General features: G+C 67.2%; 21 protein-coding genes. 14 read left to right on the top strand and 7 right to left on the bottom strand.

Annotated features, from left to right (window positions below; all coding sequences use genetic code 11):
- Positions 1–267: 267 nt before the first annotated feature.
- From HNP51_RS05345 to HNP51_RS05335, 3 genes are read left to right on the top strand one after another with little or no spacing between them, the layout of a single operon-like run.
- Complete coding sequence (locus HNP51_RS05345) at positions 268–2,964, top strand: ribonuclease E/G (protein WP_184267922.1); 2,697 nt, start codon at positions 268–270, stop codon at positions 2,962–2,964.
- Positions 2,965–3,018: 54 nt separating this feature from the next.
- Complete coding sequence (locus tag HNP51_RS05340; protein ID WP_184267920.1) at positions 3,019–4,443, top strand: M48 family metalloprotease; 1,425 nt, start codon at positions 3,019–3,021, stop codon at positions 4,441–4,443.
- Positions 4,444–4,472: 29 nt separating this feature from the next.
- Positions 4,473–5,282, top strand: a complete 810-nt coding sequence (locus HNP51_RS05335) for a thioredoxin domain-containing protein (RefSeq protein WP_184267918.1) — start codon at positions 4,473–4,475, stop codon at positions 5,280–5,282.
- 60 nt (positions 5,283–5,342) lie between these two features.
- Here HNP51_RS05335 and HNP51_RS05330 read toward each other — a convergent pair whose 3' ends face one another.
- The 3 genes from HNP51_RS05330 to thiS form a co-directional block, all read right to left on the bottom strand.
- Positions 5,343–7,037, bottom strand: a complete 1,695-nt coding sequence (locus tag HNP51_RS05330) for a lipopolysaccharide assembly protein LapB (RefSeq protein ID WP_184267916.1) — start codon at positions 7,035–7,037, stop codon at positions 5,343–5,345.
- Positions 7,038–7,110: 73 nt separating this feature from the next.
- Positions 7,111–7,899 carry a thiazole synthase gene (locus HNP51_RS05325; RefSeq protein WP_184267914.1) on the bottom strand — a complete coding sequence of 263 codons (789 nt, stop codon included), beginning with the start codon at positions 7,897–7,899 and terminating at the stop codon, positions 7,111–7,113.
- 196 nt (positions 7,900–8,095) lie between these two features.
- A complete protein-coding gene (thiS, locus tag HNP51_RS05320; protein WP_184267912.1) occupies positions 8,096–8,293 on the bottom strand; it encodes a sulfur carrier protein ThiS in 198 nt (65 codons plus the stop codon).
- 104 nt (positions 8,294–8,397) lie between these two features.
- On the opposite strand from thiS, the gene aroQ reads away from it, so the two are divergent.
- From aroQ to aat, 4 genes are read left to right on the top strand one after another with little or no spacing between them, the layout of a single operon-like run.
- Complete coding sequence (aroQ, locus tag HNP51_RS05315; RefSeq protein WP_184267911.1) at positions 8,398–8,871, top strand: type II 3-dehydroquinate dehydratase; 474 nt, start codon at positions 8,398–8,400, stop codon at positions 8,869–8,871.
- Positions 8,872–8,884: 13 nt separating this feature from the next.
- Complete coding sequence (gene accB, locus HNP51_RS05310; protein ID WP_184267908.1) at positions 8,885–9,370, top strand: acetyl-CoA carboxylase biotin carboxyl carrier protein; 486 nt, start codon at positions 8,885–8,887, stop codon at positions 9,368–9,370.
- Between the two features lie 8 nt (positions 9,371–9,378).
- Positions 9,379–10,731 carry an acetyl-CoA carboxylase biotin carboxylase subunit gene (gene accC / locus HNP51_RS05305; protein ID WP_184267906.1) on the top strand — a complete coding sequence of 451 codons (1,353 nt, stop codon included), beginning with the start codon at positions 9,379–9,381 and terminating at the stop codon, positions 10,729–10,731.
- A 6-nt stretch (positions 10,732–10,737) separates the two neighbouring features.
- A complete protein-coding gene (gene aat, locus HNP51_RS05300; protein WP_184267904.1) occupies positions 10,738–11,433 on the top strand; it encodes a leucyl/phenylalanyl-tRNA--protein transferase in 696 nt (231 codons plus the stop codon).
- On the opposite strand, the gene HNP51_RS05295 is transcribed toward aat, so the two are convergent.
- Together HNP51_RS05295 and HNP51_RS05290 are read right to left on the bottom strand one after the other, a co-directional pair.
- Positions 11,400–12,095, bottom strand: coding sequence for a DUF2155 domain-containing protein (locus HNP51_RS05295; RefSeq protein ID WP_184267902.1), 696 nt, complete (start codon positions 12,093–12,095; stop codon positions 11,400–11,402). The genes aat and HNP51_RS05295 overlap by 34 nt on opposite strands.
- Positions 12,092–12,484, bottom strand: coding sequence for an NADH:ubiquinone oxidoreductase subunit NDUFA12 (locus HNP51_RS05290; RefSeq protein WP_184267900.1), 393 nt, complete (start codon positions 12,482–12,484; stop codon positions 12,092–12,094). The genes HNP51_RS05295 and HNP51_RS05290 overlap by 4 nt, the downstream gene beginning before the upstream one ends.
- A gap of 219 nt (positions 12,485–12,703) precedes the next feature.
- Between HNP51_RS05290 and HNP51_RS05285 the strand changes: the two genes are divergently transcribed.
- The 3 genes from HNP51_RS05285 to HNP51_RS05275 all read left to right on the top strand — a co-directional run bounded on the left by HNP51_RS05285 (position 12,704) and on the right by HNP51_RS05275 (position 16,872).
- A complete protein-coding gene (locus tag HNP51_RS05285; RefSeq protein ID WP_184267898.1) occupies positions 12,704–15,343 on the top strand; it encodes a TSCPD domain-containing protein in 2,640 nt (879 codons plus the stop codon).
- A gap of 57 nt (positions 15,344–15,400) precedes the next feature.
- Positions 15,401–15,892 (top strand): pentapeptide repeat-containing protein, encoded by a 492-nt coding sequence (locus HNP51_RS05280; protein ID WP_184267896.1) that lies wholly within the window; start codon positions 15,401–15,403, stop codon positions 15,890–15,892.
- 65 nt (positions 15,893–15,957) lie between these two features.
- Complete coding sequence (locus HNP51_RS05275) at positions 15,958–16,872, top strand: pentapeptide repeat-containing protein (RefSeq protein WP_184267894.1); 915 nt, start codon at positions 15,958–15,960, stop codon at positions 16,870–16,872.
- 74 nt (positions 16,873–16,946) lie between these two features.
- Here the strand turns inward: HNP51_RS05275 and aspS are convergent, their stop codons facing one another.
- Positions 16,947–18,776, bottom strand: coding sequence for an aspartate--tRNA ligase (gene aspS, locus HNP51_RS05270; RefSeq protein WP_184267892.1), 1,830 nt, complete (start codon positions 18,774–18,776; stop codon positions 16,947–16,949).
- A 175-nt stretch (positions 18,777–18,951) separates the two neighbouring features.
- Between aspS and HNP51_RS05265 the strand changes: the two genes are divergently transcribed.
- The 3 genes from HNP51_RS05265 to HNP51_RS05255 are packed head-to-tail and all read left to right on the top strand — an operon-like array spanning position 18,952 to position 23,447.
- Positions 18,952–19,626: a DnaA ATPase domain-containing protein gene (locus tag HNP51_RS05265; protein WP_184267890.1), complete on the top strand. Its 675-nt coding sequence runs from the start codon at positions 18,952–18,954 to the stop codon at positions 19,624–19,626.
- 51 nt (positions 19,627–19,677) lie between these two features.
- Positions 19,678–21,909, top strand: coding sequence for an RNA degradosome polyphosphate kinase (locus HNP51_RS05260; RefSeq protein WP_184267888.1), 2,232 nt, complete (start codon positions 19,678–19,680; stop codon positions 21,907–21,909).
- On the top strand, positions 21,909–23,447 hold the full coding sequence (locus HNP51_RS05255; protein WP_184267886.1) for a Ppx/GppA phosphatase family protein: 1,539 nt from the start codon (positions 21,909–21,911) through the stop codon (positions 23,445–23,447). Before HNP51_RS05260 ends, HNP51_RS05255 begins: the two co-directional genes overlap by 1 nt.
- A 59-nt stretch (positions 23,448–23,506) precedes the next feature.
- Here the strand turns inward: HNP51_RS05255 and rnd are convergent, their stop codons facing one another.
- On the bottom strand, positions 23,507–24,658 hold the full coding sequence (rnd, locus tag HNP51_RS05250) for a ribonuclease D (RefSeq protein ID WP_184267884.1): 1,152 nt from the start codon (positions 24,656–24,658) through the stop codon (positions 23,507–23,509).
- Between the two features lie 81 nt (positions 24,659–24,739).
- Between rnd and purM the strand changes: the two genes are divergently transcribed.
- Positions 24,740–25,777, top strand: coding sequence for a phosphoribosylformylglycinamidine cyclo-ligase (gene purM / locus HNP51_RS05245; protein ID WP_184267882.1), 1,038 nt, complete (start codon positions 24,740–24,742; stop codon positions 25,775–25,777).
- The last annotated feature ends 89 nt before the right edge of the window (positions 25,778–25,866 follow it).

Here is a 25,866-nt window from a genome sequence, read left to right as displayed (position 1 = left end):
TTTCACCTCATTCCGAGGATCGCCCGGCCTGGCCGACGATCTGACGAACGGATCCGGGATGCGGCCTTGAACGGCGCGTTCGGATCCAGGACCGACAGAACCTCATGGGCCGACCCGCCTGCGCTCCCGACCGGCAGACCACTGCCGCTCTCGCAACTTGCGAGGGGATGACGCGCGCCCTGGCCCCCATTTCCATTCGGCGAGCCGCCCCCTTGTCCGCGGATGTATCCGCAGGGCCCGGCCTGGCGCGCCAGAGAGAGACCATCAATGTCAAAAACAATGCTGATCGATGCGGCGCACGCGGAAGAAACCCGCGTCGCCATCGTGGACGGACGCCAGGTTGAGGAATTCGATTTCGAATCCACGGCCCGCCGCCAGCTTCGCGGCAACATCTATCTCGCCAAGGTCACCCGCGTAGAGCCCAGCCTGCAGGCGGCCTTCATCGAGTACGGCGGAAATCGTCACGGCTTCCTGGCCTTCAACGAAATCCACCCCGACTACTATCAGATCCCGGTCGCCGATCGCGAAGCCATCATGGCCGAAGCGCATTCGGACGACGACGATCACGATGATCTGGGCCGTGAAGGCGACGACGAGTCCGAAGGCGGTCTGGCCGACGAGGAGCGTCTGAAGCGTCGCCTGATGCGTCGCTACAAGATCCAGGACGTCATCAAGCGCCGTCAGATCCTGCTGGTGCAGGTCGTCAAGGACGAGCGCGGCGCCAAGGGCGCGGCCCTGACCACCTGGCTGTCGCTGGCTGGCCGCTACTGCGTCCTGATGCCCAACACGGGCAAGGGCGGCGGCATCAGCCGCAAGATCACCAATACCTCCGACCGTCGCCGCCTGAAGGCCGCCGCCTCGGCGCTGAAGGTGCCCAAGGGCATGGGCCTGATCATCCGCACGGCCGGGGCCAAGCGCACCAAGGCCGAGATCAAGCGCGACTATGAATACCTGCTGCGCCTGTGGGAGACGATCCGCGAGAACACGCTGAAGTCGAACGCCCCGGCCGTCATCTACGAAGAAGAGAACCTGGTCCGCCGCGCCGTGCGCGACATGTATGACAAGGACTTCGACGGCATTCAGGTCGAAGGCCTGGAAGGCTTCAAGGAAGCCCGCGACTTCATGCGCGTGCTGATGCCGTCGCAGGCCAAGAAGATCCACCTTTACCAAGGCTCCAAGCCCCTGTTCGCCGCCAACGGCATCGAAGAGGTCCTGACCCAGATTCACCAGCCGGTCGTGCCGCTGAAGTCGGGCGGCTATCTGGTCATCAACCAGACCGAGGCCCTGGTCGCCATCGACGTGAACTCGGGGCGTTCCACCAAGGAACGCAATGTCGAGGCCACCGCCACCAAGACCAACCTGGAAGCCGCCGTCGAGGCCGCCCGCCAGCTGCGTCTGCGCGACCTCGCTGGCCTGATCGTCATCGACTTCATCGACATGGATGAAGGCAAGAACAACCGCGCCGTCGAGAAGGCGCTGAAGGACGCGCTGGCCAAGGATCGCGCCCGCATCCAGATGGGCCGCATCTCGGGCTTCGGCCTGATGGAAATCAGCCGCCAGCGCCGCCGCCTGGGCGTGATCGAAGGCGCCACCGAGGTCTGCCCGCACTGCCAGGGCGCCGGTCGTATCCGCTCGGCGGAATCGGCGGCTCTGGTGACCCTGCGCGCCGTGGACATCGAGGCGGGCCGCAACGGCGCCGGTTCGGTCAACCTGCGCGTCTCGACCGCCGTCGCCCTCTACATCCTGAACCACAAGCGCGATTATCTTCAGCGTCTGCTGGAACAGCGCGGCCTGAACGTCGTCATCCTGATCGACGATACCCTGGCCCAAGGCGAGCACGCCATCGAGCGCACCTCGACCAACGAGGACTTTGTTCCGACCGTCACCCACATCTCGGCGGCCGAGCTGGACGACGGCTTCGACGACAGCGCCTTCGACCATGAGGACGAAGACGAGGACGACGAGGTCATCGCCGGCGACGACGAGGACGACGCCGATCTGGATCGCGAAGACAACGATGACGACGAGCCCCGCGAGCGCTCGGAATCGCACGACGGCGAAGGCCGTGGTCGTGGTCGCCGCCGCCGCCGCCGTGGCGGTCGCCCGGAAGAGGGTTCGGACGAAGCCGCCGCCGTCGATGTTGTCGCCGCTGACGACGAAGACGACGACAGCGAGGCCGGCCGTCGCCGCCGTCGTGGCCGTCGTGGCGGACGCCGCATGCGTGAAGACGGCGAGCGCGACGCCTTCACCTGGGTGCGCGGCCGCACGCCGTCTCTGGACGACCCTTACGTCTGGTTCGATCCGATCAACCCCACGTCTTCGCCCCGCAGCGAACGCGCCCCGACCGAAGCCTCGGACGCCCGCGACGTCACGGAGGTCGTCGGCGAACGTCCCGAAGGCGAGCGCGCTGAACGCGAGGGCGGCCGTTCGCGCCGTCGTCGTGGTCGCGGTCGCGGCCGTGATCGCGCCGGCCTGCCGCATGACGCCAAGGTCGAAGACCGCGCCGTCAACGAGGGCCTGCCCCCCGTCGGCTCGCCGGACACGCCCATCGCCACGGTCATCTCTGCGAATGACGCCGTTGCTCCGGACGCCCCTGAAGCGGTCGTTGAAGCGGCTGAAGCGCCCAAGCGTCGCCGCGTGCGCCGCAAGGTCAGCGCCGATGTCGCTGGCGAGGCCGTGATCGAAGCGCCCGAAACTGAGGTCGAAGCTGAGGCTGAGGCTGAAGTCGTGGCCGAAGCCGCAGTGGTCCCCGCCGAACTGGATGTGGCGCCTGTGGTCGCAGCCAAGATCGAGGCCGCCATCGAACAGGCTATGGCTCCTGAGCCCGCCCCGGAGCCGGTCGTCATCGCTGAACCCGCGCCTGCGCCGACGCCCGAAGTCGATGTGGCCGCGCTTATCGCCGAAGACCCCAACCAGATCGGCGCCGCCCCCGCCAAGCCGAAGCGCGGCTGGTGGCGCCGTTGATCGGACACGATTAGGCTTGAAGACACGGGGGAGACTGCCGCTCTGGAGTACGTCATGACCAGGCTTCCCCGTGTCGCTTCACGTGTCGCAACCCGCATTCTTGTCTCCGCCACGGCTGCCGTGGCGGTCTTGGCTGCGGCCGGATCAGCCTCCGCTCAGAGTCTTATCCGCGACACCGAGATCGAGGGCATCATCCATGACTGGTCCGAGCCGGTCTTCGTCGCCATGGGGCTGGATCCGACGGAAGTCGAGATTCTGCTGGTCAACGACCAGGACCTGAACGCCTTCGCCACGCGCGGGCGGATCATGGGCCTGAACACCGGCCTGATCCTTCAGACCAAGACACCGAACCAGCTTCTGGGCGTGATCGCCCACGAAGCCGGGCACATCAAGAATCGCCACACCCTGCGCGACGGGGCCCAGAACGCCGGAATGCAGCCCATGATCATGACCATGGCGCTGGGCGCCCTGGCCGCGATCGCGGGCGCGCCTGATGCGGGCGCAGCCCTGCTGGCCTCCAGCCAGTATTTCGGCACCCTGGGCGCCCTGCGCTATATGCAGAGCCAGGAAGGCGAGGCCGACATCACGGGGGCCCGCGCCCTGGAACGCGCCGGTGAATCCGGCAAGGGCATGATCGAGTTCTTCGAGAATTTCCGCTCGCAGGAAATCTTCTCGGATCAGCGCCGCTATCCCTACTTCCGCAGCCACCCACTGTCGTCGCAGCGGATCGAAGCCCTGCGCGGACCGGTCGAGAGCGCCGCCCACTTCAGTCATCGAGACAGCTCGGAACGAATGGCTCAGCACGCGCTGGTGGTCGCCAAGATCCGCTCCTTCATGGAGTCGCCGAACGCGACGCTGCGCGACTATCCGTCATCGAACACCTCCCTGCCCGCCCGCTATGCCCGCGCCATCGCCTGGTATCGCGACGGTCAGACGGAAAAGGCCTTGAGCGCCGTCGACGATCTGCTGACCGATCAACCCGAGAATCCCTACTTCTGGGAGTTGAAGGGTCAGATCCTGTTCGAGGAAGGCCGCCCGGCCGAAGCCATCGGCGCCCACCAGAAGGCGGTCGAACTGAAGCCCGCCGCCCCCCTGCTGCGCATCAACCTGGCCCACGCCCTGATCGAGACCAGCGACGCCGCCAATCTGGACGCCGCCGTCGATCAGTTGAAGCGCGCCATCGCGCTGGAGAAGGACAATACCCTGGCCTGGCGCCTGCTAGGACAGGCCTACGCCAGCCAAGGCAAGGAGGGCGAGGCGCGTCTGGCCTCGGCGGAATACTGGTTCGCTCTGGGCCGCACAGAACAGGCCAACCAGTTCGCCATGCGCGCCCGCGACATGCTGGACCGCAACTCCATCGAATGGCGCCGCGCCACCGACATCGTCCTGTCTTCAGGCGCCTCGGAAAAAGACATCACTGACGCCGAGCGCCGCAACGAGCAGCGCAACAGCCGCGGCGTCATCCTGCCCAATACCTGACGCCCCGATATACTGATACCGAGACCCGCATGACCGACGCCGCACGCCCCGCTCCCGAGAACCCGACGCCGGCCTCGCCTGCTCCGAAAGGCAGCGCCCTGTCGCGTCTGTCCGGCAAGACGCTGGGCGGCGCGGCTCTAGCGGTTTCGGTCCTGGCGCTGGGCCTGTCCGCCGTCCCCTATCTGAACGGCGGTGATTTCGGCGGACGGGTCCGCGCCTATCTGATCGAGAACCCTCAGGTGCTGGACGAGTTGCTGGCCGCGCGTCAGGCGCACGAAGAGCAGTCCCGCGTCCAGACCATCAATGCCGCCGCCAAGGCCAATCCCGCCCTGCTGGCGCCCGACGCGCGCGATCCCAGCTTCGGCCCCGCCGACGCCAAGGTGACGGTGATCGAGTTCTTCGATTTCCGCTGCCCGGGCTGCAAGGCCGTGGCCCACGACTACCGCGCCCTGATGGCCGCCCACCCGGAAGTCCGCTTCGTCTTCAAGGACTGGCCCATCCTGGACCGTGGCGACGACGTCACCTCACAATACGCGGCTCGCGCTGCGCTCGCCGCGCATCAGCAGGGCAAGTATCTGGAGGTCTATGATGCGCTGATGACCGAGCGTGCCCTGGACCGCGCCGCCATCGACGGCATCCTGGTCGCCCACGGCGTGGACATGGCCAAGGCCCAGGCGGCCATCGCCTCGCCCGAGATGACCCGCCACGTCACCGATATCCACACCACGGCGGCGACCCTGGGCCTGCAGGGCACCCCGACCTTCTTCATCAACGGCAAGGCCAGCGCCAGCATCGAGCCCGCAGCCGTCGCCAAGCTGATCGAAGAGGCCAAGCGCTAAACGCCTTCATCACCCTCCGGCTTGTCCCCAAGGTGACGCCGTTCGGAGAGCGATAGGGCTTTAAGCCGCAGCCAAGCTCCGTTCGCCGCCGATCCACTCGACGTTCGAACGTCGGGTCGCTTCGGCGGCGGCTTCGGCGTTGCCCAGCTTCCGCTCGGCCTCGGCCAGAACAAAGTAGCTGTAGGGATCGCCGGGCCAGTCCTTCAGCAGCTCCTCGATCTTGGCCTTGGCTCCGGCGGCGTCGCCGCTGACCAGCAGAGCCGCCGCCAGACTGCGGCGCGTCGGATACCAGATGATCGGCGGATCACCGCCCTCGTCGTCCATGGCCTGGATCTGCGCGGCGCGAGTGAAGGCGGCGACGGCGGCAGTCGCATTCCCCTCGATCATGGCCGCCCGGCCCTCCAGAATGCGCTGGGACAGTTCGGTGAAAACGGCGCGCTGCTCGGCCATCGGTCCGGCGAAGGTCGTCGCCTCGCGCAGGGTCTTGATGGCGTTCGCTTCGGCCCGGACAGCCACAGCGTCGCCGGCCCTCGCCGCTGCTTCACCGCGGGCATAGCGCCAACTGATGCGCAGCAAGGGATGGCTCGCGGGCGGTTCCTTGAGCGCCGCCACCTGCTCCGGCGTGCCGAACCGGCCATAGAGAGCATAGGCGTTGTTGGCGACGATCTGACGCCAGTATTCCTGGGCGCCGATGTTCGGATAGGTGGCCAGGAACCAATCGGCCAGTTTCAGCCCCTCCTCGTCGCCCCCGGCCATCAGGGCGCCGCCCATGCCGAAGTGGATGTTGTGCGCGTGCAACCGCATCGCCGGCACGCCGCCCGGGGGCTTGGCCAGGGCGTCATAGCGCCGGTCCAGCGCCACGGCGTTGACGTTGCTCTGCATCGCGTCCCGATAGCGGCCGACGCGGTAGTAGGTATGCGACGGCATATGCACCAGATGGCTGGCCGCCGGGGCCAGCAGGGCCAGCTTCTCGCCGTAGGGAATGGCCTTGTGCGGGTCGTCCGACCACTCGGTCAGGTGGATATAGAGGTGGATCGCCCCCGGATCGTTGGGGTCCTTGGCCAGCGCTTGTTCCAACAGGCCCATGGCGCGGGGGATGGCCGGATCAGCCGCCTTCCCGTCGTCGTCCCACCATTCGTCGGCGGCCAACAGCCAGGCGTCAGCGGTGATGTTGGCGATGGCGCCGTCGTCGGGGTTCTGACGCGCGATCCGGTCCATGCGCTGGGCGAAGCGGTCCGCGCGGCTCTTTTCCGAACCGGAATAACGCTGGATCAGGGCGTCGATCATCTGGCGCTGCACCGGTGTGGCGTCGCGGGCCAGACGGCGGGCGTCGCGGGCGGCTTTTAGGGCTGCTTCGATCGAGGCCTTGTCCTGTCCCCCGCCGTTCAGATTGGGGCCGATGGCCCAGGCCTCGCCCCAGGCGCACATGCCGCAGGTCGGATCCAGCGCCCGCGCCTTGCGGAAGGCGCGCACCGATTCGGTATGCTCGAACGCCCAGCGCAGCCGCACGCCGTGGTCGAACCAGGCCTGGGCCTCGGGGTTGGCCGTGTCGATCTTGAAGCCGCCGGTTCCAAAGCCCTCGACCATGACGATGTCGTTGGTCGGGATGGCTTCGATGGCCGAGCCGCCGGGGCCGCAGACCTGCGGCTGATCCAGCAGGTCGCGCACGGCCTTGTCCGCCGTCGCGTCCGCCACCGCCATCGGGCCGAACATACAGGCCGCCACAGCCGTACAGGCCATCCATCCGAAACGCATCGTCCCCTCCCAGAGCTGGGGCGAGAGTGCGCGGTCAACGGCGGCCGGGCAAGCCGCCGTGACGTCGCGGCGCCTAGATCAGGCCCGCCAGCGGCGAGGACGGATCAGCATAGAGGCGCTTCTTCATGCGCCCGGCCAGATAGGATTCCCGCCCGGCGATCACCGCATGCTTCATGGCGCTGGCCATCAGGATCGGGTCGCGCGCCTCGGCGATGGCGGTGTTCATCAGCACGCCGTCGCAGCCCAGTTCCATGGCGATGGCGGCGTCCGAGGCCGTGCCGACGCCCGCGTCGACCAGGACCGGCACCTTAGACTGCTCGACGATCAGGCGGATGTTGATGGGGTTCTGCACGCCCAGGCCCGAGCCGATCGGCGCGCCCAGCGGCATGATGGCCACCGCACCGGCGTCCTCCAGCTTGCGCGCATAGACGGGGTCGTCGGTGCAATAGACCATGACCTCGAAGCCCTCGGCGGTCAGCAGCTTGAGCGACCGCAGGGTCTCTTCCATGTCGGGGAACAGGGTGCGCTGGTCCGCCAGAACCTCCAGCTTCACCAGAGTCCAACCGCCCGCCTCGCGCGCCAGACGCAGGGTCCGCACCGCGTCCTCGCCGGTGAAGCAGCCCGCCGTATTGGGCAGATAGGTGTACTTCTTGGGGTCCAGGAAGTCGGTCAGCACCGGCTGGCTGGGATCGGTCAGGTTTACCCGGCGCACGGCCACGGTGACGATCTCGGCGCCCGAGGCCTCGGCGGCGGCCGCATTCTGGGCGTAGTCGCGGTACTTGCCGGTGCCCACGATCAGGCGCGAGTTGAAGGTGCGGCCGGCGACGGTCCAGCTGTCGGTGCGGGGGGCTGTATCGGTCATGCTCCTGACCTAGCGCCACGCTGCGCCGGGGGGAAGCGCCGTTGCCGGATTTGATAACCGCGCCATACCCTTCCGCTCATCCCCGCGGAGGCGGGGACCCAGTTCTTTGGCGACAAGCCTGACGGGTCCACGGGGGGAGGATGGGGTTCTTGCTGGGTCCCCGCCTCCTCGGGGATGAGCGGGCTTTAGGGAAACGTCAGCCGCCCCCGACGAACTGCACCAGCTCGATCCTGTCGCCCTCGGCCAGCACCGTTTCGCCATGCAGCGAGCGCGGCACGATCTCCAGATTGCGCTCGACCGCCACCTTCTTGGGGTCCAGCGACAGCTCCTGAACCAGACCCAGAATGGTCGTGGCGGCGGTGTCCCGCACCTCGCCGTTGACTTCGATACGCATGACGTTAGGTCAACCTCTTCATCGACGCACTTTGCGCCGCGCCTTACCTGAGCTACAACGCCCGACCGAATCCGCGCGGTCGTGAGCGCCAATTTTCCGAGCGAATGCCCGAAGCCCCTGTCCTCTACGTCCTGAACGGCCCTAATCTCAACCTCTTGGGGGTTCGGGAACCGGACATCTATGGCCACGAGACCATGGCCGACGTCCAGGCCCTGTGCGAGGTTGCAGCCGGCGACACCCGCGTCGTATTCCGCCAATCGAATCACGAAGGCCAGTTGGTCGACTGGATTCATGAGGCGCGCAACGAGGCCTGCGCCCTGGTGATCAATCCCGCCGCCTTCACCCATACCTCGGTCGCCCTGCTGGACGCGTTGAAGACGCTCAGCGTGCCGGTCGTCGAGTGTCACTTGTCGAACCCCGCTGCGCGCGAGGACTTCCGGCGTCATTCCTATGTTTCGCTGGTCGCGACCGGCGTCATTTCGGGCTTCGGCCCCCACAGCTACGAACTGGCCGTCACGGCCGCCCTTCGGCTGGCGCGGGAACGCGCTGTGGCCGGGGCTCGTTCGCCCAAGACCTGAAGAGAGACACACCATGTCCGACGACAAGCACAAGAACCAAGGCATCGACGCCGGCCTGATCCGCAGCCTGGCTGACATCCTGAACGAAACCGATCTGACCGAGATCGAAGTCGAACAGGGCGAACTGCGCATCCGCGTCGCCCGCGAGATCACCATGACCGCCGCTGCGCCGGTCCAGTACGCCGCCGCCCCGGTCGCGCAGGCTGCACCCGCCGCCCCAGCCTCGATGCCGTCGGATCCGGCCACCATCGTGTCGCGCAAGGGTGAAGAGGTGAAGTCGCCGATGGTCGGCACCGTCTATCTGCAGCCCTCGCCGGAAGCGCCGCAGTTCGTGAAGCCGGGCGACAAGGTCAAGAAGGGCCAGACCCTGCTGATCGTCGAAGCCATGAAGACCATGAACCCGATCCAGGCTCCGCGCGACGGCGTTGTGTCGGAAATCCTGGTCGGCGACGCCCAGCCCGTCGAATACGGCGAAGCTCTGGTTATGCTGGAAGTCTGAGACCCGACATGTTCACCAAGGTCCTGATCGCTAACCGCGGCGAAATCGCCCTGCGCATCCACCGGGCGTGCAAGGAAATGGGTATCTCCACCGTCGCCGTGCACTCCGAAGCCGACCGCGGCGCCATGTGGGTGCGCCTGGCCGACGAAAGCGTCTGCATCGGCCCCGCGCCGGCGGCCAAGTCCTATCTGAACATCCCGTCGATCATCGCGGCGGCCGAAATCACCGGCGCCCAGGCGATCCACCCGGGCTATGGCTTCCTGTCCGAGAACGCCCGCTTCGCCGAGATCGTCGAGGCCCATGGCCTGACCTTCATCGGCCCCAAGCCTGACCACATCCGGGTCATGGGCGACAAGATCAGCGCCAAGCAGACCGTCATGGACGCCGGCATTCCGGTCGTTCCGGGGTCGGCGGGCGAGGTCGAAACCGTCGAGGCCGCCATCGAGGCGTCCAAGACCATCGGCTTCCCGCTGATCGTCAAGGCGGCCGCCGGCGGCGGCGGACGCGGCATGAAGGTCGCCCTGACCGCCGATGATCTGGTCGAGGCCGTGCAAACGGCCCAGACCGAGGCCAAGGCCGCCTTCGGCAACGGCGCCGTCTATATGGAGCGCTACCTCCAGAAGCCGCGCCACATCGAGATTCAGGTCATCGCCGACAGCCACGGCAACGTTGTCCATCTGGGCGAACGCGACTGCTCGCTGCAGCGCCGCCACCAGAAGGTGCTGGAAGAGGCCCCCTCGCCCGCGCTTTCCGCTGAAGGCCGCAAGGCCATCGGCGAGACGGTCAACAAGGCCATCGCCGCTATCGGCTATCTGGGCGTCGGCACCATCGAGTTCCTGTGGGAAGACGGCGAGTTCTTCTTCATCGAGATGAACACGCGCCTGCAGGTCGAACACCCGGTCACGGAAATGATCACGGGCGTCGATCTGGTCCGCGAGCAGATCCGAATCGCCGCCGGTCTGCCCCTGTCCTTCACACAAGAGGACATCCATTTCGAAGGCCACGCCATCGAGGTGCGGATCAACGCTGAAAACGCCGAGACCTTCACACCGTCGCCCGGCACCATCACGGACTTCCACGCTCCGGGCGGTCTGGGCGTGCGTCTGGATAGCGCCATCTACGCCGGCTATTCGATCCCGCCCTACTACGACAGCCTGATCGGCAAGCTGATCGTCCACGGTCGCGACCGCGAGGAGTGCCTGGCGCGCCTCAAGCGTTCGCTGGGCGAGATCGTCATCGGCGGCGTCGACACCACCATCCCCCTGTTCCAGAAGCTGTTGCAGGAGCCCGATATTCTATCGGGCGACTATGACATCCACTGGCTGGAGAAGTGGGCCGCCGCCCAGAAGGCCAAGGCCTAACCCCTCTTGGACGAACCCGAGTTCAGCGCCAGCAGCCTCTCCGGCGTCTTCGGACCCGAGGAGCTGCTGGCCTGCTATGCTCAGGGCGTATTTCCCATGGCGGAAGCGCGCGACGATCCGCGCGTCTTCCTGGTCGAGCCGGACCAGCGGGGCGTCATCCCGCTCAACCGATTCCATATTCCCACGCGTCTGCGCCGCACCGTACGCGGCGAACCGTTTCAGGTGCGCGTGGATACGGCTTTCGCCGCCGTGCTGGACGCCTGCGCGGCCTCGATGCCGGGGCGCGAGGACACCTGGATCAACGATCCGATCCGCCGCCTGTATCTGGAACTGCACGCGCGCGGCCACGCCCACAGCATCGAATGTTGGCAGGACGAGGTTCTGGTCGGCGGGCTCTATGGGGTGACGCTGGGCGGCGCCTTCTTCGGCGAGAGCATGTTCAGCCGGGCGCGCGATGCGTCAAAGGTCGCCCTGGTGCATCTGGTGGCGCGGCTGCGACTGGGGGGCTGGGGCCTGCTGGACGCCCAGTTCCTGACGGAGCATCTCAGCCAGTTCGGGGCGGTGGAGACGCCGCAGGCGGCCTATCTGCGGCTGCTCAAGCCCGCGTTGCGTCTGACCCCCGACAAGTCGGTTCTGTCCGCGCCTCTGACGGGCGCGGAGGCCGTGACCTATGCCTTACAGCCGACCACCCAGGCGTCGTAGATCGGGTGCTGCAGACCGCTGACGGCGGGCGATGAGGCGAACATCCAGCCCTTGAAGATCTGGCGGGCCTCGGTCGGCACGGCGATCCCGCGCGGCTGAACCCCGACATCCAGATAGGCGATAGCGTCTTCAGTCTGTTCGTCCGAGGCCGAGACCTCGCAGGCGCGGGCGCTGAAGATCAGGGTCTTGTTGAAGCGCACCGGACGACCGCCGACCTCGACCTCGAATAGCATGGATTCAGCCGTGACCTTGTCGATGGCGTGCACGATGGCGATCGGACGACGCTGACGGCGGCCGGGCGTGGCCACTGGCGCAGCTTCAACCTTGGTCGGTGCGACCTCGGCCTCGGCCGGCGCTTCTTCCTGAATGGCGGCGACTTCGGTTCCGGGCACAATGACGGGCGCGCCTGGAACCGGCGCCGGAACGCCTTCAGGCGTCGTCGCGGTAGGCACGGGTTGAGCGGTCGGCGGCGTACTGGCCGGGGGCGACGCCGCCGGCGTCGTCTGCAACGGCGCGCGATTGGTGTCGCGCAAAAGGTCGCCTACCGGGTCCCGGGCCGGGACCGCGTCCTGCGGCAGGTCCATAAGGGCGCTGGTCATGCCGGCGCCAGCGACCGTCAGTCCCGCTACGGCCACGCCGATCAGCAGGACACGTCGCGTCATTCCGGGCTCCAGGCCTGGTAGTCGCCAGTGGCGGCCGGGCGCTTGCCCTCGTTCAGCAGCGAGCCCTGCGGACGCCAGGCCATCGGCGTGCCGGTCAGGTTCGGCAAATGATCCTTCTCCCACGAGCGCCGCGGCAGCGGCTTCTCGACGGGCGTTTCATCATAGGTGTAGCGCATCCAGCCCTGCCATTCCGGCGGCACCTTGGAGGCGTCGGCATAGCCGTCATAGATGACCCAGCGGCGCTGACGACCGTCATAGCTGACGTGGTCGCGCGACTGATAATAGCGGTTGCCGAACTCGTCCGTGCCGACCAGTTGGCCGCGGCGGGCCACGGTGAACAGGGTGCCGATCGTGGCGCCGTTCCACCAAGCGAAAATCTTGTTCAGCACGTCTTCGTACTCACTTGAATTCCACCGCCCAGGGAGGTCCGGCGGCGCAGCACGATCATAGAAACCGCAGCCGCCCGCGTCCAGCCCGAGACGACCATCGAGCGCCTCGGCCCACCATCAACATCTTGGGGGTAACCCCAACTCTAACCGCAAGATTTATTGAAACGCCTCGCGCGCCGTCGTTAGTGTCAGGATCAGGACACGCGCGGAGACGTTGTGATGCGCATCAAGCCCCGATTTGCCGACCTCGCCGCCTTCGTCGTGCTCGACCCTCGCGCGGTCGAGCGCCCCGGCGTAGTGACGTCGACCCTGGCCCCCGCCGACTGGACGGACGTCCGCGTCGAGGCCTGGCTCGACTGGGCCGAAGACCTGCCGACTGACCTGCCGCACGGCGCCGCCGCCCCGGACGAAGACCACGGTGCCTGGCTTGGCGGCGCCCCTGATCGTTGGGCGCATCGTCTCGCCGCCTGGGGCCGCGCGCAGGGTCTGTTCACAACCGACGAAGACGCCGCCGCCTTCGCTGACGAACTGTCGGCCTCGCTGCTGCTGGGCGTCGCCGCGCCAAGCGTTACCAGCGAGCACGGACTGTCTGCCCCCGTCATTTCGCTCAGCGAGCCCGGCGCCGCGCGGCGTCTGGCCGATCTGACCGCCGCCCGTCGCGGCGAACGATTGGCTGAACGCGCCGCCGAGGCCCTGTCCGACGCCCTTCGCGCCGTCGCCGACGCTGTGGATCGCTGCGAAGGCCCGCGCGAGACCTGCGCCGATCCTGCTCGCAACCCGGCCTTGGCCCGCGCCGCCCTAACCGCCCGCCGCTGCGGCGCGACCGACGCCGACATCATACACGCCGCCGAGGGCGAAAGCCCGGCCATCGCACTGCCTGGCCTGGCGACGCGCTCGGTTCAGCCCATCTTGGCCCAGCGCGACGCCGTCGCCTCGGGTGGTCCCGAAGCTCAGGCCGTGGCCGAGGCCGCGCTGGAAGGCGATCTCGCGCTGATCTTCACCCCGCACGACGCCGAAACCCTGGCCGACGCCGGGCTGGAAGCGCGCGCCGCGCTTCACCTGCCTTCCCTCGCCGCCCTAACCGGCGACCGCTTCGATGAGGCCCTGGACGACCTGACCCGGCTTTGGGTCATCGCCCTGGAGATCGAAATCGCCAGCGCCCCCGCATCGCCCCGTCGCGACGCCGCTCGCCCAATCGCACTGGGCCTGTCCGGCCTGGCGGACTGGACCGTGGCGACGGACGCCGGGAAGGCGACCGCCCTCGCCGCGACGGCCGGCGCCCGCGTCTCCGTCGCCGCCAGCGCCACGTCCAGCGAGCTCGCCGCCCGCCTCGGCCCCTGCGCAGAATGGGACGTGGTCAAGGATGAAGCCGCCGATCTTGCCGCCCAGCGCGGTCAGGACACCGAGGCCTTGACCCGCCACGGTCGCCGTCACGCCGCCATCAACCTGTTCGTGCGCGATGCAGAGCTTGAACTCCGCCTCGGCGCCTCCCCCTTCGCCGCCACCGACCTGTTCCAGACCGAGGACGGCGAGACGCAGCGTCGACTGCGCCCCGCCCTGGCCCGCGCCATCGCCCGCGCCGGGGGCGACGTCGAGGACGCCGAGCGCCGCCTGTTCGGTCGCCGGACCCTGATAGGCGCGCCGGGCGTCAACCATTCGGCCCTGCGCGAGCTGGGCTTCACCGATGTCGAGCTTGAGGCCGTCGAGGACGCCCTGAGCCAGACCGACCGGTTGTCGGCCGTCTTCGCGCCGCCCGTGCTGGACGCGGGCTTCGTCGGCGACGTTCTGGGTCTGACGGTCGAAAACGGGGCGGACCTGCTGCCCCGCCTGAGCTTCGACGCCGCCGCTATCGAAGCCGCGCGCGCCGTCGCCTTCGGCCATCCTGACCTGTCCGACTGGAACGCCGCGCCCGAGGCTCTGAACCACCTGCTGTCCAGCCCCCCGGCTGCGTTCGAGGCTGGCCTGCGCCGCGCCATCGAGCCCTTCAGCGATGTGCCCGACATCTCGCCGGACGTGATCGACTGGCGCGCGGGTTCGCTTCAGGGCGCCCGCGCCCTGGGCCAGGCCGCTCGCGATGGTCGCCGCGCCGTCGTCCTGCACCGCGCAGCGCCGCCAGCCGACTTTCAGCTGGACCTGACCGAAACCGAAGCCCCCGTACAGCGCCGCATGGAGCCCGAGACCAGACCGGTCGAACGGGTGGTCGAGAAGGTCGTCGAGCGCGACCGCACCCGTCGCAAGCTGCCCGACCGCCGCAAGGGCTATATCCAGAAGGCGGCCGTCGGCGGCCACAAGGTCTATATCCACACCGGCGAATACGAAGACGGCGAGCTGGGCGAGATATTCATCGACATGCACAAGGAAGGCGCCGCCTTCCGCAGCCTGATGAACAACTTCGCCATCGCCATCTCGATCGGCCTGCAATACGGCGTGCCGCTGGACGAGTTCGTCGACGCCTTCGTCTTCACCCGATTTGAACCCGCCGGTCGCGTCACCGGCAATGATTCGATCCGCTCCGCGACCTCGATCCTCGACTATATCTTCCGCGAACTGGGCGTCTCCTATCTGGAGCGTCAGGAGTTGGCCAACGCCGAGCCCGAGGGAAATCCCGACGGTCTGGGCACAGCGACCAATGACGCCGAGCCGGTGCCCGCCGCCCGCTTCATCTCCAAGGGCTTTGCGCGCGGGGCCGCCCCCGACAACCTCGTCGTCGTCCCATTTGGGCGCAAGGCCGATACGCCGCGCGACGCCGCCCCGACCGAAGCCGTCGCCTGTCCGGCCTGTGGCGATCTCAGCCTGCAAAACCGCGGCGGCGGCTGGATTTGCGACACCTGCGGTGCGGCGCCTCAGATGCAGGGCTAGACAAGGCGTCTGCGGCCCGCTTCTTGCTGAGATGGCGTCAAATCCCGGAGCCTTCGCATGAACCGTCTCGCAATCGCACTTGTCGCCTCGCTGATCGCGGCTACGGCCCTGCCGGCTGTCGCCCAGAACGCCTCGCAGATCAGCCGGGTGCGCGGCGGCGCCAGTTGCCCCGGCTGCAACCTGTTCCAGGGGGATTTCTCGGGCATGGAGGTGCGCGGCCTCAACCTGGCCGGCGCCCGCCTGCGTCAGGCCGACCTCAGCCTGGCCGTCATGAACCGCACCCGCTTCTCGCGCGCCGACATGCGCGACGTCGAGGCCTACGGCGGCGTCTTCTCCAGCTCGAACTTCGCCGGCGCCGATCTGACCAACGCCAGCTTCGTCGGCGCCTATCTGGACGGATCGATCATGTCCGGCGCCAAGCTCAACGGGACCAATCTGTCGGGCGCCCGACTGGCGCGCGCGGTCGGCCTGACCCAGAGCCAACTCAATCAGGCCTGCGGCGACGACGCCACCGTCCTGCCGTCAGGCCTGCGCATTCCGGCCTGCTGAAGGTCGCCATCGTTACCACGATTTAAGTAGGGTTTTTCAGGCGACAGGCGCATCTAGACAGCGTGATGAAACGCCCGCTCGCCCTCCTCCGCCGCCTGGCCCCCGCCGCCGCCGCCCTTACCGGCGGACTCGCCGGCGTGCTGGTCGCCGCCCCCGCCTTCGCAGGGGTGGTGAACCTCTCGCAGATGCAGGATCGCGACGTTGCGCGCATGGTGTCGCTGGGCGGCAGCTGCAATCGCTGCGAACTGTCCGGCCGCGACCTGTCGGGCGCCACCTTCACCGGCGCCAGCTTCACCAACGCCACCCTGGTCGGCGCCACCTTGCGCGGGGCAGAGTTGCTCGGCTCGAACTTCGCCGGCAGCGACTTCAGCCGCGCCGACATGCGCGGCGTCGAGATGATGGGCGCCAACTTCACCAACGCCGTCTTCGCCAGCGCCAATCTGACCGGCGCCGAGGCCACCGGCGCCAATCTGATTGGCACGAATTTTCAGGACGCCAATCTGTCCTCGGCAGAGCTGAATGGGGCCAACTTCAACCGCGCCGTCCTGACCCGCACCCGGTTCAACAGCAGCGAGATGTTCGGCTCTACCCTGGCCAATGTCCGCGCTGTCGGCGCCGATTTCTCCAACGCCGAGATCAACGCCTCCAACCTGACCAACGGCGTGTTCGACAGCGCCAAGTTCAACAACGCCTCGCTGGACAGCGCCCGCCTGACCGGCGCCAGTTTTGACCGCGCCAACTTCTCGGGCGCCTCAATGAACCGGACCGACATTCGCGGCGCCGATCTGTCGGGTGCGCGCGGCCTGACCCAGGATCAGGTGCATGACGCCTGTGGTGACGGCGCGACCCGTCTGCCCAGCGGCCTGACCGTGCGTTCGTGCGGCGGCGCCAGCATCCGCGTCATCCGCACGCCCCCGGCTCCGCCTGTGCCGCCTATCCCGCCGCGCCAGCGCAACCTGGTCGTCGCCTCGGGCCACTAAGGCTCCAGGATCATCCAGACAAAAAGGGCGGCCCGCGAAGGCCGCCCTTTTCCAATTCAACTGACTGTCGCCGCCTACTTGAGCGGCAGGGCCGTACGGATCGACAGTTCCTTCAGCTGCCGCTCGGCGACCTCGGCGGGCGCGCTCATCAGCAGGTCCTGACCCTGCTGGTTCAGCGGGAAGGCGATGACCTCGCGGATGGCCGTCTGGTTGGCCAGCAGCATGACGATGCGGTCGATGCCCGGGGCCAGACCGCCGTGCGGCGGGGCGCCAAAGCGGAAGGCGTTCAGCATGCCGCCGAACTGCTCCTCGACCACCGAGGCGTCGTAGCCGGCGATCTCGAAGGCCTTCAGCATGATCTCGGCCTTGTGGTTCCGGATCGCGCCCGAGCACAGCTCATAGCCGTTGCAGACGATGTCGTACTGATAGGCGCGGATGGTCAGCGGGTCCTGGGTCTCCAGCGCTTCCATACCGCCCTGTGGCATCGAGAACGGGTTGTGCGAGAAGTCGACCTTTTTCTCTTCTTCCGACCATTCGAACATCGGGAAGTCGACGATCCAGCAGAACTTGAACTGCTCCTCGTCCACCAGCTTCAGCTCCGTGCCGACGCGGGTGCGGGCCAGACCGGCGAACTTGGCGAAGACGGCGGGGTCGCCGGCGGTGAAGAAGGCGGCGTCGCCCTTGCCGAGGCCCAGCGAGGCCATCAGGGCCTCGGTCGGCTCCTGGCCCAGGTTCTTGGCGATGGGGCCGCCCCAGGCCTGCTGATCGTCCGACCAGAAGATGTAGCCGAGGCCCGGCTGGCCCTCGCCCTGCGCCCACGAGTTCATGCGGTCGCAGAAGGCGCGCGAACCACCGGTCGGCGCCGGAACGGCCCAGACGGCGTTCTTGGCGTCAGCGCCCAGGATCTTGGCGAACAGGCCGAAGCCGCCGTCGCGGAAGTGGTCCGACACGTCCTGCATCTTGATCGGGTTGCGCAGGTCCGGCTTGTCGGAGCCATACCACTTCATCGACTGGGCGTAGGTCAGACGCTCAAAGCCCTTGTGCTCGAACGTGTCGCCGAAATCGTTGGTGAAGGTGTGGACGCCGTCGATCGGCGACACTGGCTTGCCGTCGCCGAACTCGTTGAAGACGCCGTTCATCAGCGGCTCGATCGCGGCGAAGACGTCTTCCTGGGTGACGAAGCTCATCTCGACGTCGAGCTGGTAGAATTCCAGCGAACGGTCGGCGCGCAGGTCTTCGTCGCGGAAACAGGGCGCGATCTGGAAGTAGCGATCGAAGCCCGAGACCATCAGCAGTTGCTTGAACTGCTGCGGGGCTTGCGGCAGGGCGTAGAACTTGCCCGGGTGCATGCGCGACGGCACCAGGAAGTCGCGTGCGCCTTCCGGCGAGGAGGCCGTCAGGATCGGGGTTTGGTACTCAAGGAAGCCCTGCTCGACCATGCGCTGGCGGATCGAGTGGATCACCTTGGAGCGCAGGACGATGTTCTTGTGCAGGGTCTCGCGACGCAGGTCGAGGAAGCGGTTCTTGAGGCGGATTTCCTCAGGATATTCCGGCTCGCCAAAGACCGGCAACGGCAGCTCGGCGGCTTCCGACAGGACCTCGACCGACAGGACGCGCACTTCGATCTCGCCGGTCGGCAGGTTGGCGTTGGTGGTTTCGGCCGAGCGGGCCACGACTTCGCCGTCGATCTTGATGACGCTTTCGGCGCGCAGACGCTCAACGGCTTCAAAGCCCGGCGTCTCGGGGTGCAGCACCAGTTGGGTCAGGCCGTAGTGGTCACGCAGGTCGATGAACAGCAGGCCGCCGTGGTCGCGCTTGCGGTGAACCCAGCCGGACAGACGAACATTCGAGCCCGCATCCGTCGAACGGAGGGCGCCGCAGGTATGGGTGCGATAGGCGTGCATGATCGGATATCGTCTGAAAACGGCTGTAGAACAGCGTGAATTAGGAGGAGCGAAAGGCCCATCATCGCCCCGGAAAGTCAAGGCTGGCGGCTAAATCCACAGCGTCTCGCGGTTGTCCACCGCCCCAGAGAACCTGCCCACAGCGCTTCTGACGGCCTCTGCTATGGTTCAGGTCATGACCGCCCTCGGGACCGACATCCATCAACTGCGCCTGCCCCTGCGGCAGGAGGCGTCGCAACGCGCGACGGATTTTGTGGTGTCCGAATCCAATTCGAGGGCCACCTCAGTGCTGGCGACCTGGCCCGAGATGGCCGGCTCAATCCTGTCGATCTTCGGCCCGCCCGGCAGCGGCAAGAGCCATCTGGCCGCCGCCTGGGTCGAACGCACCGGCGCCGTCGCCCTGCACGGCGCCGAGGCCGCCCTGGTCGATCCGCTGGAGCTCGAGGGTCAGTTCGTCCTTCTGGACCGCGCCCAGGACGCAGACGACGAGAGTCTGTTCCACCTGATCAACCTGACCCAGTCGGGCGGCGGCGCTCTGCTGCTGGTGTCGCGCGATCCGCCGGCGGCTTGGGCCTGCGACCTGCCCGACCTGCGCTCGCGCCTGAACGCCATCCGCACCGTGGGCATAGACGCGCCCGACGACGCTGTGCTGGGCGCCATGCTGAAACGCGCCTTCGCCACGCGCAACATCACCCCGGGCGACGAGGTCATCGACTATCTGGCCCGCCGAATCGACCGCTCGGCCGCCGCCGTCGAGCGCATCGTCGATCAACTGGACGCCTATCATCGTCCCGTCACACGGGTTCTGGCGCGTCAGGTTCTCGGCGACAGCGACGAACTGTCTGACTGATCAGGCCAGATCGCGGTTGCAGCCGTCACAGGCCCGCGCGACAACAGTCAAATGACTGAAATCGCGCCCATCGCCGTCGACACCACCGGCGAGGAAGTCCCCTCCTCGCGAGCGCCCCAGCTAGAGCTGTCCGAGGCGCTGATGACCTCGCCCGACCGCTTTATCAACCGCGAGCTGTCGTGGCTGGCCTTCAACGGGCGCGTGCTGGAGGAAGCCGCCAACGAGGGCCATCCGCTGCTGGAGCGGGTTCGCTTCCTGTCCATCTCGGCCAACAATCTGGATGAGTTCTTCATGACCCGCGTGGCGGGGCTGAAGGGTCAGGTGCGCGAGCGGGTCCGCGTCGTCTCCCCCGACGGCCTGACGCCTGCCGAACAGCTGGAACAGGTCAACGCCGCCGCTGGGGGCCTGATGGCCGAGCAGCAGCGCCGCTGGCGCGTCCTGCGCAAGGAGATGGCGGCCGCGGGGATCGAAGTCGTCGAAGGCTCCAAGATCACCCGCACCGAGCGCGAGCGGCTGGAGCCGGAGTTCCTCAACCAACTTTTCGCCGTGCTGACTCCTATGGCGATCGACCCGGCCCACCCCTTCCCCTTCCTGCCCAACCTCGGCTTCTCGCTGGCGCTGAAGCTGCGTCGCAACAGCGACCATCGCATCCTCTACGCCCTGGTGCCCGTGCCGACCCAGGTGCGGCGCTTCTGGGCGCTGGCGACCGACGGGCGTTCGGCGCCGGGCCGCAAGCGGTTCGTCTCGCTGGAAAACCTGCTGCTTCTTTTCATCGACCACCTCTTCCCAGGCTGCGAAATTCTGGAGAAGGGCCTGTTCCGCCTGATCCGCGACTCGGACATCGAGATCGAGGAAGAGGCCGAAGACCTGGTCATGGAGTTCGAGGAGGCGTTGAAACAGCGCCGCATGGGTTCGGTCGTCCGCATCAAGATTCAGGCCTCCATGCCCGAGGACCTCCGCAACTTCATCATCGCCGAGTTGCACGCCCAGCCGCAGGACGTGGTTCTGGTCGAGGGCATGCTGGGACTGGCGCAACTGGCCGAACTGATCCCCGGCGGTCACCCGGATCTGAAATTCAAGGGCTATGAACCCCGCTACCCTGAACGCGTCCGTGACAACGGCGGCGACATCTTCGCGGCGGTGCGCGAAAAGGACATGCTGATCCATCACCCGTTCGAGAGCTTCGACGTGGTGGTGCAGTTCCTGCGTCAGGCGGCGCGCGACCCGCACGTCATCGCCATCAAGCAGACCCTGTACCGGACCTCCAAGGACAGCCCCATCGTCGCCGCCCTGATCGAGGCGGCCGAGAACGGCAAGAACGTCACCGCCCTGATCGAGCTGAAGGCGCGCTTTGACGAAGAGGCCAACCTGCGCTGGGCGCGGCAGATGGAACGGGCCGGCGTCCACGTCGTCTTCGGCTTCGTGGAATACAAGACCCACGCCAAGCTGAGCGTGGTCGTGCGCCGCGAAGGCGAGGCCCTGCGCACCTACTGCCATTTCGGCACCGGCAACTATCACCCCACGACGGCCAAGATTTACACCGACCTCAGCCTGTTCACCTGCGAGCCGGTGCTGGGCCGCGATGCGACGCGGGTGTTCAACTACATCACCGGCTATGCCGCCCCGGACGAGCTTGAGGCCCTGGTGGTCTCGCCGCTGAACATGAAGACCAGCCTGATCGAGATGATCGGCAAGGAGATGTCGGCCGCCGCCAAGGGCAAGCCCGCCGCCATCTGGGCCAAGATGAACGCCCTGGTCGATCCCGAGATCATCGACGCCTTGTATCGCGCCAGCCAGCAGGGCGTACGGATCGAATTGGTCATCCGCGGCATCTGCTGCCTGCGCCCCGGCGTGCAGGGCCTGTCCGAGAACATCCGGGTCAAGTCGATCGTCGGCCGCTTCCTGGAGCACAGCCGAATCATCGCCTTCGCCAACGGTCACGACCTGCCCAGCAACAAGGCCAAGCTCTACATCTCGTCCGCCGACTGGATGCCGCGCAATCTGGACCGTCGTGTCGAACTGATGACGCCGATCCTGAACGCCACCGTCCACGATCAGGTTCTGGATCAGATCATGGTCGCCAACCTGAAGGACGACGCCCAGAGCTGGGTGCTGGAAGCCGACGGAACCTATCGTCGCGTCACGCCCTCCGGTTCTGACCGTCCCTTCTCGGCGCACAAGTATTTCATGACCAACCCCAGCCTGTCGGGCCGCGGCCGCAAGGTGAAGACCCTGCCCGGCGCCCTGTCCTATTCGGGCCTCAAGCCCCGGAAGCGCCGCTGATGGGCGTCGAGGCCGAGTATCCGTCGCGTCAGATCGCCGTCATCGACATCGGCTCCAATTCGGTGCGCCTGGTGCTCTACCGGTTGGAAGGTCGGGCCGTATGGACCATGTTCAACGAGAAGGTTCTGGCGGGCCTCGGGCGTGATCTGGCGGCGACCAAGCGCCTGTCCGTCCCCGGCGTCGCCTCGGCCATGACGGCGCTGCGCCGCTTCGCCGCCGTGATCGAGGGCGTCCAGCCGGACCAGACCATCATCGCCGCCACCGCCGCCGTGCGCGAGGCCGAGGACGGACCCGAGTTCTGCGCCCGCGTAGCCGCCGAAACAGGCCTGCAGGTCCGCGTCCTCAGCGGCGAGGAAGAGGCCCGCTATTCCGCGCTCGGCGTCCTGGCCGGCGCCCCCGGATCGCAGGGCGTGGCCGCCGACATGGGCGGCGCCAGCCTGGAACTGACCCGTATCGGCAACGGGGGTCGCAACCGACCGCTCGACAAGGGCGTGACCCTGCCGCTGGGCCCCTTCGCCCTGACCGACCCCAAGGGGTTTGACGCCGACCGTCTGCGCGCCCGCATCGCCAAGCGCCTGGCCCCGGTCGCCGACGCCTATGCCACGACCGACCTGCACGCCGTCGGCGGGGCGTGGCGCAGTCTGGCCCAGATGCACATGGCCATGACCGACCATCCGCTGCGGATTGTCCATGAATACGCCATGACCGCCGCCGACGTGCGTGATCTGACCCGCCTGGTGGCGCGGCAGTCCAAGGCCTCGCTGGAAAAGCTTCCGGGCGTGTCCAAGCGGCGGGCCGAGACCCTGCCCTACGCCGCCCTCGTGCTGGACGGCCTGATCGAGGCCCTCGGGCTGAAGTCCGTGACCTTCTCGGCCTGGGGCGTGCGCGAGGGTCTGCTCTACGCCGGTATGTCGCCCGAAATGGCGGCGGTCGATCCCTTGCTGGCCGGCTGTTCCGCCTGGGGCGGACGCCAGGGCGTCGATCCGGCCCTGCCGCGCGCTCTGGACGGCTGGCTACAGCCCGTTGTTTCAGCCATGCCCGAGGCCTTCGGCGAAGAACGCGACGCCGTTCTGACCTCGTCAGTCTGTCGTCTGGCCGATCTCGGTGCTCGCCTACACCCCGACCACCGGGTCGATCTGGTCTTTGATCAGGTGCTACGCTCGCCCATTCCGGGCCAGACCCACGCCGAGCGCGCCTTCCTGGCCGTGGCCATGAACGCCCGCTACGGCGGCGAGGCCAAGACGCCGTCGCCCGTCGCCGTGGATCGCCTGTTGTCGGAAACCGGCCAGAAGCGCGCCCGCGCCCTGGGCCTGGCCATGCGCCTGGCCTGCGACCTCTCGGGCCGCTCGCCGCAACTCTTGGCCAACGCCGCCGCCACCGTCGAAAAGGGCGCGCTGCGCCTCACGGCGGCCGAGGGCTACGCCGACATGCTGCTGGGCGAACAGACGCGGCGCCGCGCCAAGGCTCTGGCTGAGGCCATGGGTCTGAGTCTGAGTCTGAGTCTGAGTCTGAAAATGCAGGAAGCCACGCCGCACTGAATGTCCGAAACGAAAAAAGGCCGGCGTTTCCGCCGGCCTTGTCTTCTCAGGTATGAAACTCAGCCTTCGATTTCGACGACTTCGACCCGCGAGCCGTTCAGCACCAGGGCGATCTCGCCCTTCTTGAGCTTCAGCGCGTCTTCGCCGAACAGCTGGCGACGCCAGCCCTTCATGGCCTCCACGTCCGCATTGTCGTCGTTGGCGATCTTCTCCAGATCGGCGACGTTGGCGATCAGCTTGGTGGCTACGCCAGCGTTGTCGCTCTTGGCCTTCAGCAGCACCTTCAGCAGTTCGACCACCGAGGGCGGGGCCGGCTGACTGTGGGCCGGACGTTCCAGCTTGGGCGCATGGGCTTCCGGATCGGCCAGGACGCGCTTCAGCTCTGCGGCCAGTTCAATACCCAATCGCGAGCCGCCAAAGCCCTTGGGCACCGAACGCAGACGGTTGAAAGCCTCGGGGTCGGTCGGGGCCTGGGTCGCGACCTCATCGATGGCCTCGTCCTTCAGAATGCGCCCGCGCGGCTGGTCGCGTTCCTGCGCCGCGCGCTCGCGCCAGACGGCGGTAGCGACGAAGGCGGCCAGATACTTGGCGCTGAACTTCTTGGGCTTCAGACGCTTCCACGCATTCTCGGGCGTGGTGTCGTACAGGGCCGGGTCGGTCAGGGCGGCCATTTCCGACATCACCCAGTCAAGACGACCTTCCTTCTGCAGCCGATCCAGCAGCTTGGGATAGAGGGCGGCCAGATGGGTCACGTCGCCCAAGGCATAGACCAGTTGCGCGTCCGACAGCGGACGGCGCGCCCAGTCGGTGAAGCGGCTGCCCTTGTCCAGTTCCTGGCGCAGCATCTGGCGGACCAGCTGCTCATAGCTGACCTGATCGCCAAAGCCGGCGGCCATGGCTGCAACCTGACTGTCGAACATGGGCTTGGGCATGGCGCCCAGGCGGTTGAAGATTTCCACGTCCTGACGGGCGGCGTGGAAAACCTTGATGATCGATTCGTCGCGCAACAGATCGAGGAAGGGCTCAAGGTCCAGATCCTCGGCCAGCGGGTCGATGATCGCTGCGTCCGTGGGCGAAGCAGCCTGGATCAGGCACAGCTTGGGCCAGTAGGTCGTCTCGCGCATGAATTCGGTATCGACCGTGATAAACGGGGCCTTGGCCAGACGTTCACAGAACTCGATCAGCGCGTCATTGGTGGTGATTGGCGTCATTCCGATGCTATAGCCCCGCGCGACGCCGTCGTGGCAAGAGCGCTTCGACAGATTTTCGCCCCCGATTTCGAGCCGTGACCGATGAGCGACACCCCTGAAACCCTGAAAAACGGCCTTACCTACGCCGATGCAGGCGTGGATATCGACGTCGGAGAAATGTTGGTCGATGCGATCAAACCCCTGGCCAAGTCGACTCGCCGCCCTGGCGCCGAGGCTTCGCTGGGCGGATTCGGCGCCCTGTTCGACCTGAAGGCCGCCGGTTTTGTCGATCCGCTGATCGTCACCACCACGGACGGCGTCGGCACCAAGCTGAAAATCGCCATCGAGACCGGCCGTCATGACGGCGTGGGCGTCGATCTGGTCGCCATGTGCGTCAACGACCTGCTGGCGCAGGGCGCCGAGCCGCTGATGTTCCTGGACTACTACGCCACCGGCAAGCTGGACGTGGACGCCGCGCGTCGCGTCGTCGCCGGCATAGCCGAAGGCTGCCGTCAGTCGGGCAGCGCCCTGGTCGGCGGCGAGACGGCCGAAATGCCGGGCATGTATTCTGGCGGCGACTATGATCTGGCCGGCTTCTCGGTCGGCGCGGTCGAGCGTGGTCAGGTCCTGCCCTATCTGGACCAGCAAAAGGCCGGCGACATCATCATCGGCCTGGCCTCGTCGGGTCCGCACTCGAACGGCTATTCGCTGATCCGCAAGGTGGTCGAGAAGTCCGGCCTGGCCTGGGGCGACGACGCCCCCTTCGCCAAGGACCGCACCCTCGCCCAGGCCCTGATGGAGCCGACCCGGATCTATGTGAAGCCGGTCCTGCCGCTGATGAAGGCCGGTCTGGTCAAGGGCGCGGCCCACATCACGGGCGGCGGCCTGATCGAAAACCCGCCGCGCTGCATCGCCGAGGGCCTGCAGGCCGCGTTCGACTGGAACGCCTGGGCTCTGCCGCCCGTCTTCGAATGGCTGGGTCAGGTGGGCGGCATCTCCGACCACGAACTGCGCCGCACCTTCAACTGCGGCGTCGGCTTCATGCTGATCGTTTCGCCCGAGAACGCCGAGCCGGTCCTGGCCGCCCTGCTGAACGCTGGCGAGGAAGCCTTCATCTGCGGACAGCTGGAAGCCGCCTGAGCGTCCAACGTCTGAAACGACAAAGGCCCCGGTCGCGAGACCGGGGCCTTTTTGTTTGGTGCGCCACCCTAAAATCCCGCTCACCCCGG

This window comes from Brevundimonas bullata (genome assembly GCF_014207965.1).
Lineage (GTDB): Bacteria > Pseudomonadota > Alphaproteobacteria > Caulobacterales > Caulobacteraceae > Brevundimonas > Brevundimonas bullata_A.
This window is presented reverse-complemented; position numbering and strand designations above follow the sequence as displayed.

What these genes read in the sequence shown, in the direction of transcription:
- HNP51_RS05345 (WP_184267922.1), top strand. Translation starts at nt 268, where the DNA reads ATGTCAAAAACAATGCTGATCGATGCGGCGCACGCGGAAGAAACCCGC.
- HNP51_RS05340 (WP_184267920.1), top strand. Translation starts at nt 3,019, where the DNA reads ATGACCAGGCTTCCCCGTGTCGCTTCACGTGTCGCAACCCGCATTCTT.
- HNP51_RS05335 (WP_184267918.1), top strand. Translation starts at nt 4,473, where the DNA reads ATGACCGACGCCGCACGCCCCGCTCCCGAGAACCCGACGCCGGCCTCG.
- HNP51_RS05330 (WP_184267916.1), bottom strand. Translation starts at nt 7,037, where the DNA reads ATGCGTTTCGGATGGATGGCCTGTACGGCTGTGGCGGCCTGTATGTTC.
- HNP51_RS05325 (WP_184267914.1), bottom strand. Translation starts at nt 7,899, where the DNA reads ATGACCGATACAGCCCCCCGCACCGACAGCTGGACCGTCGCCGGCCGC.
- thiS (WP_184267912.1), bottom strand. Translation starts at nt 8,293, where the DNA reads ATGCGTATCGAAGTCAACGGCGAGGTGCGGGACACCGCCGCCACGACC.
- aroQ (WP_184267911.1), top strand. Translation starts at nt 8,398, where the DNA reads ATGCCCGAAGCCCCTGTCCTCTACGTCCTGAACGGCCCTAATCTCAAC.
- accB (WP_184267908.1), top strand. Translation starts at nt 8,885, where the DNA reads ATGTCCGACGACAAGCACAAGAACCAAGGCATCGACGCCGGCCTGATC.
- accC (WP_184267906.1), top strand. Translation starts at nt 9,379, where the DNA reads ATGTTCACCAAGGTCCTGATCGCTAACCGCGGCGAAATCGCCCTGCGC.
- HNP51_RS05295 (WP_184267902.1), bottom strand. Translation starts at nt 12,095, where the DNA reads ATGACGCGACGTGTCCTGCTGATCGGCGTGGCCGTAGCGGGACTGACG.
- HNP51_RS05285 (WP_184267898.1), top strand. Translation starts at nt 12,704, where the DNA reads ATGCGCATCAAGCCCCGATTTGCCGACCTCGCCGCCTTCGTCGTGCTC.
- HNP51_RS05280 (WP_184267896.1), top strand. Translation starts at nt 15,401, where the DNA reads ATGAACCGTCTCGCAATCGCACTTGTCGCCTCGCTGATCGCGGCTACG.
- HNP51_RS05275 (WP_184267894.1), top strand. Translation starts at nt 15,958, where the DNA reads ATGAAACGCCCGCTCGCCCTCCTCCGCCGCCTGGCCCCCGCCGCCGCC.
- aspS (WP_184267892.1), bottom strand. Translation starts at nt 18,776, where the DNA reads ATGCACGCCTATCGCACCCATACCTGCGGCGCCCTCCGTTCGACGGAT.
- HNP51_RS05265 (WP_184267890.1), top strand. Translation starts at nt 18,952, where the DNA reads ATGACCGCCCTCGGGACCGACATCCATCAACTGCGCCTGCCCCTGCGG.
- HNP51_RS05260 (WP_184267888.1), top strand. Translation starts at nt 19,678, where the DNA reads ATGACTGAAATCGCGCCCATCGCCGTCGACACCACCGGCGAGGAAGTC.
- HNP51_RS05255 (WP_184267886.1), top strand. Translation starts at nt 21,909, where the DNA reads ATGGGCGTCGAGGCCGAGTATCCGTCGCGTCAGATCGCCGTCATCGAC.
- rnd (WP_184267884.1), bottom strand. Translation starts at nt 24,658, where the DNA reads ATGACGCCAATCACCACCAATGACGCGCTGATCGAGTTCTGTGAACGT.
- purM (WP_184267882.1), top strand. Translation starts at nt 24,740, where the DNA reads ATGAGCGACACCCCTGAAACCCTGAAAAACGGCCTTACCTACGCCGAT.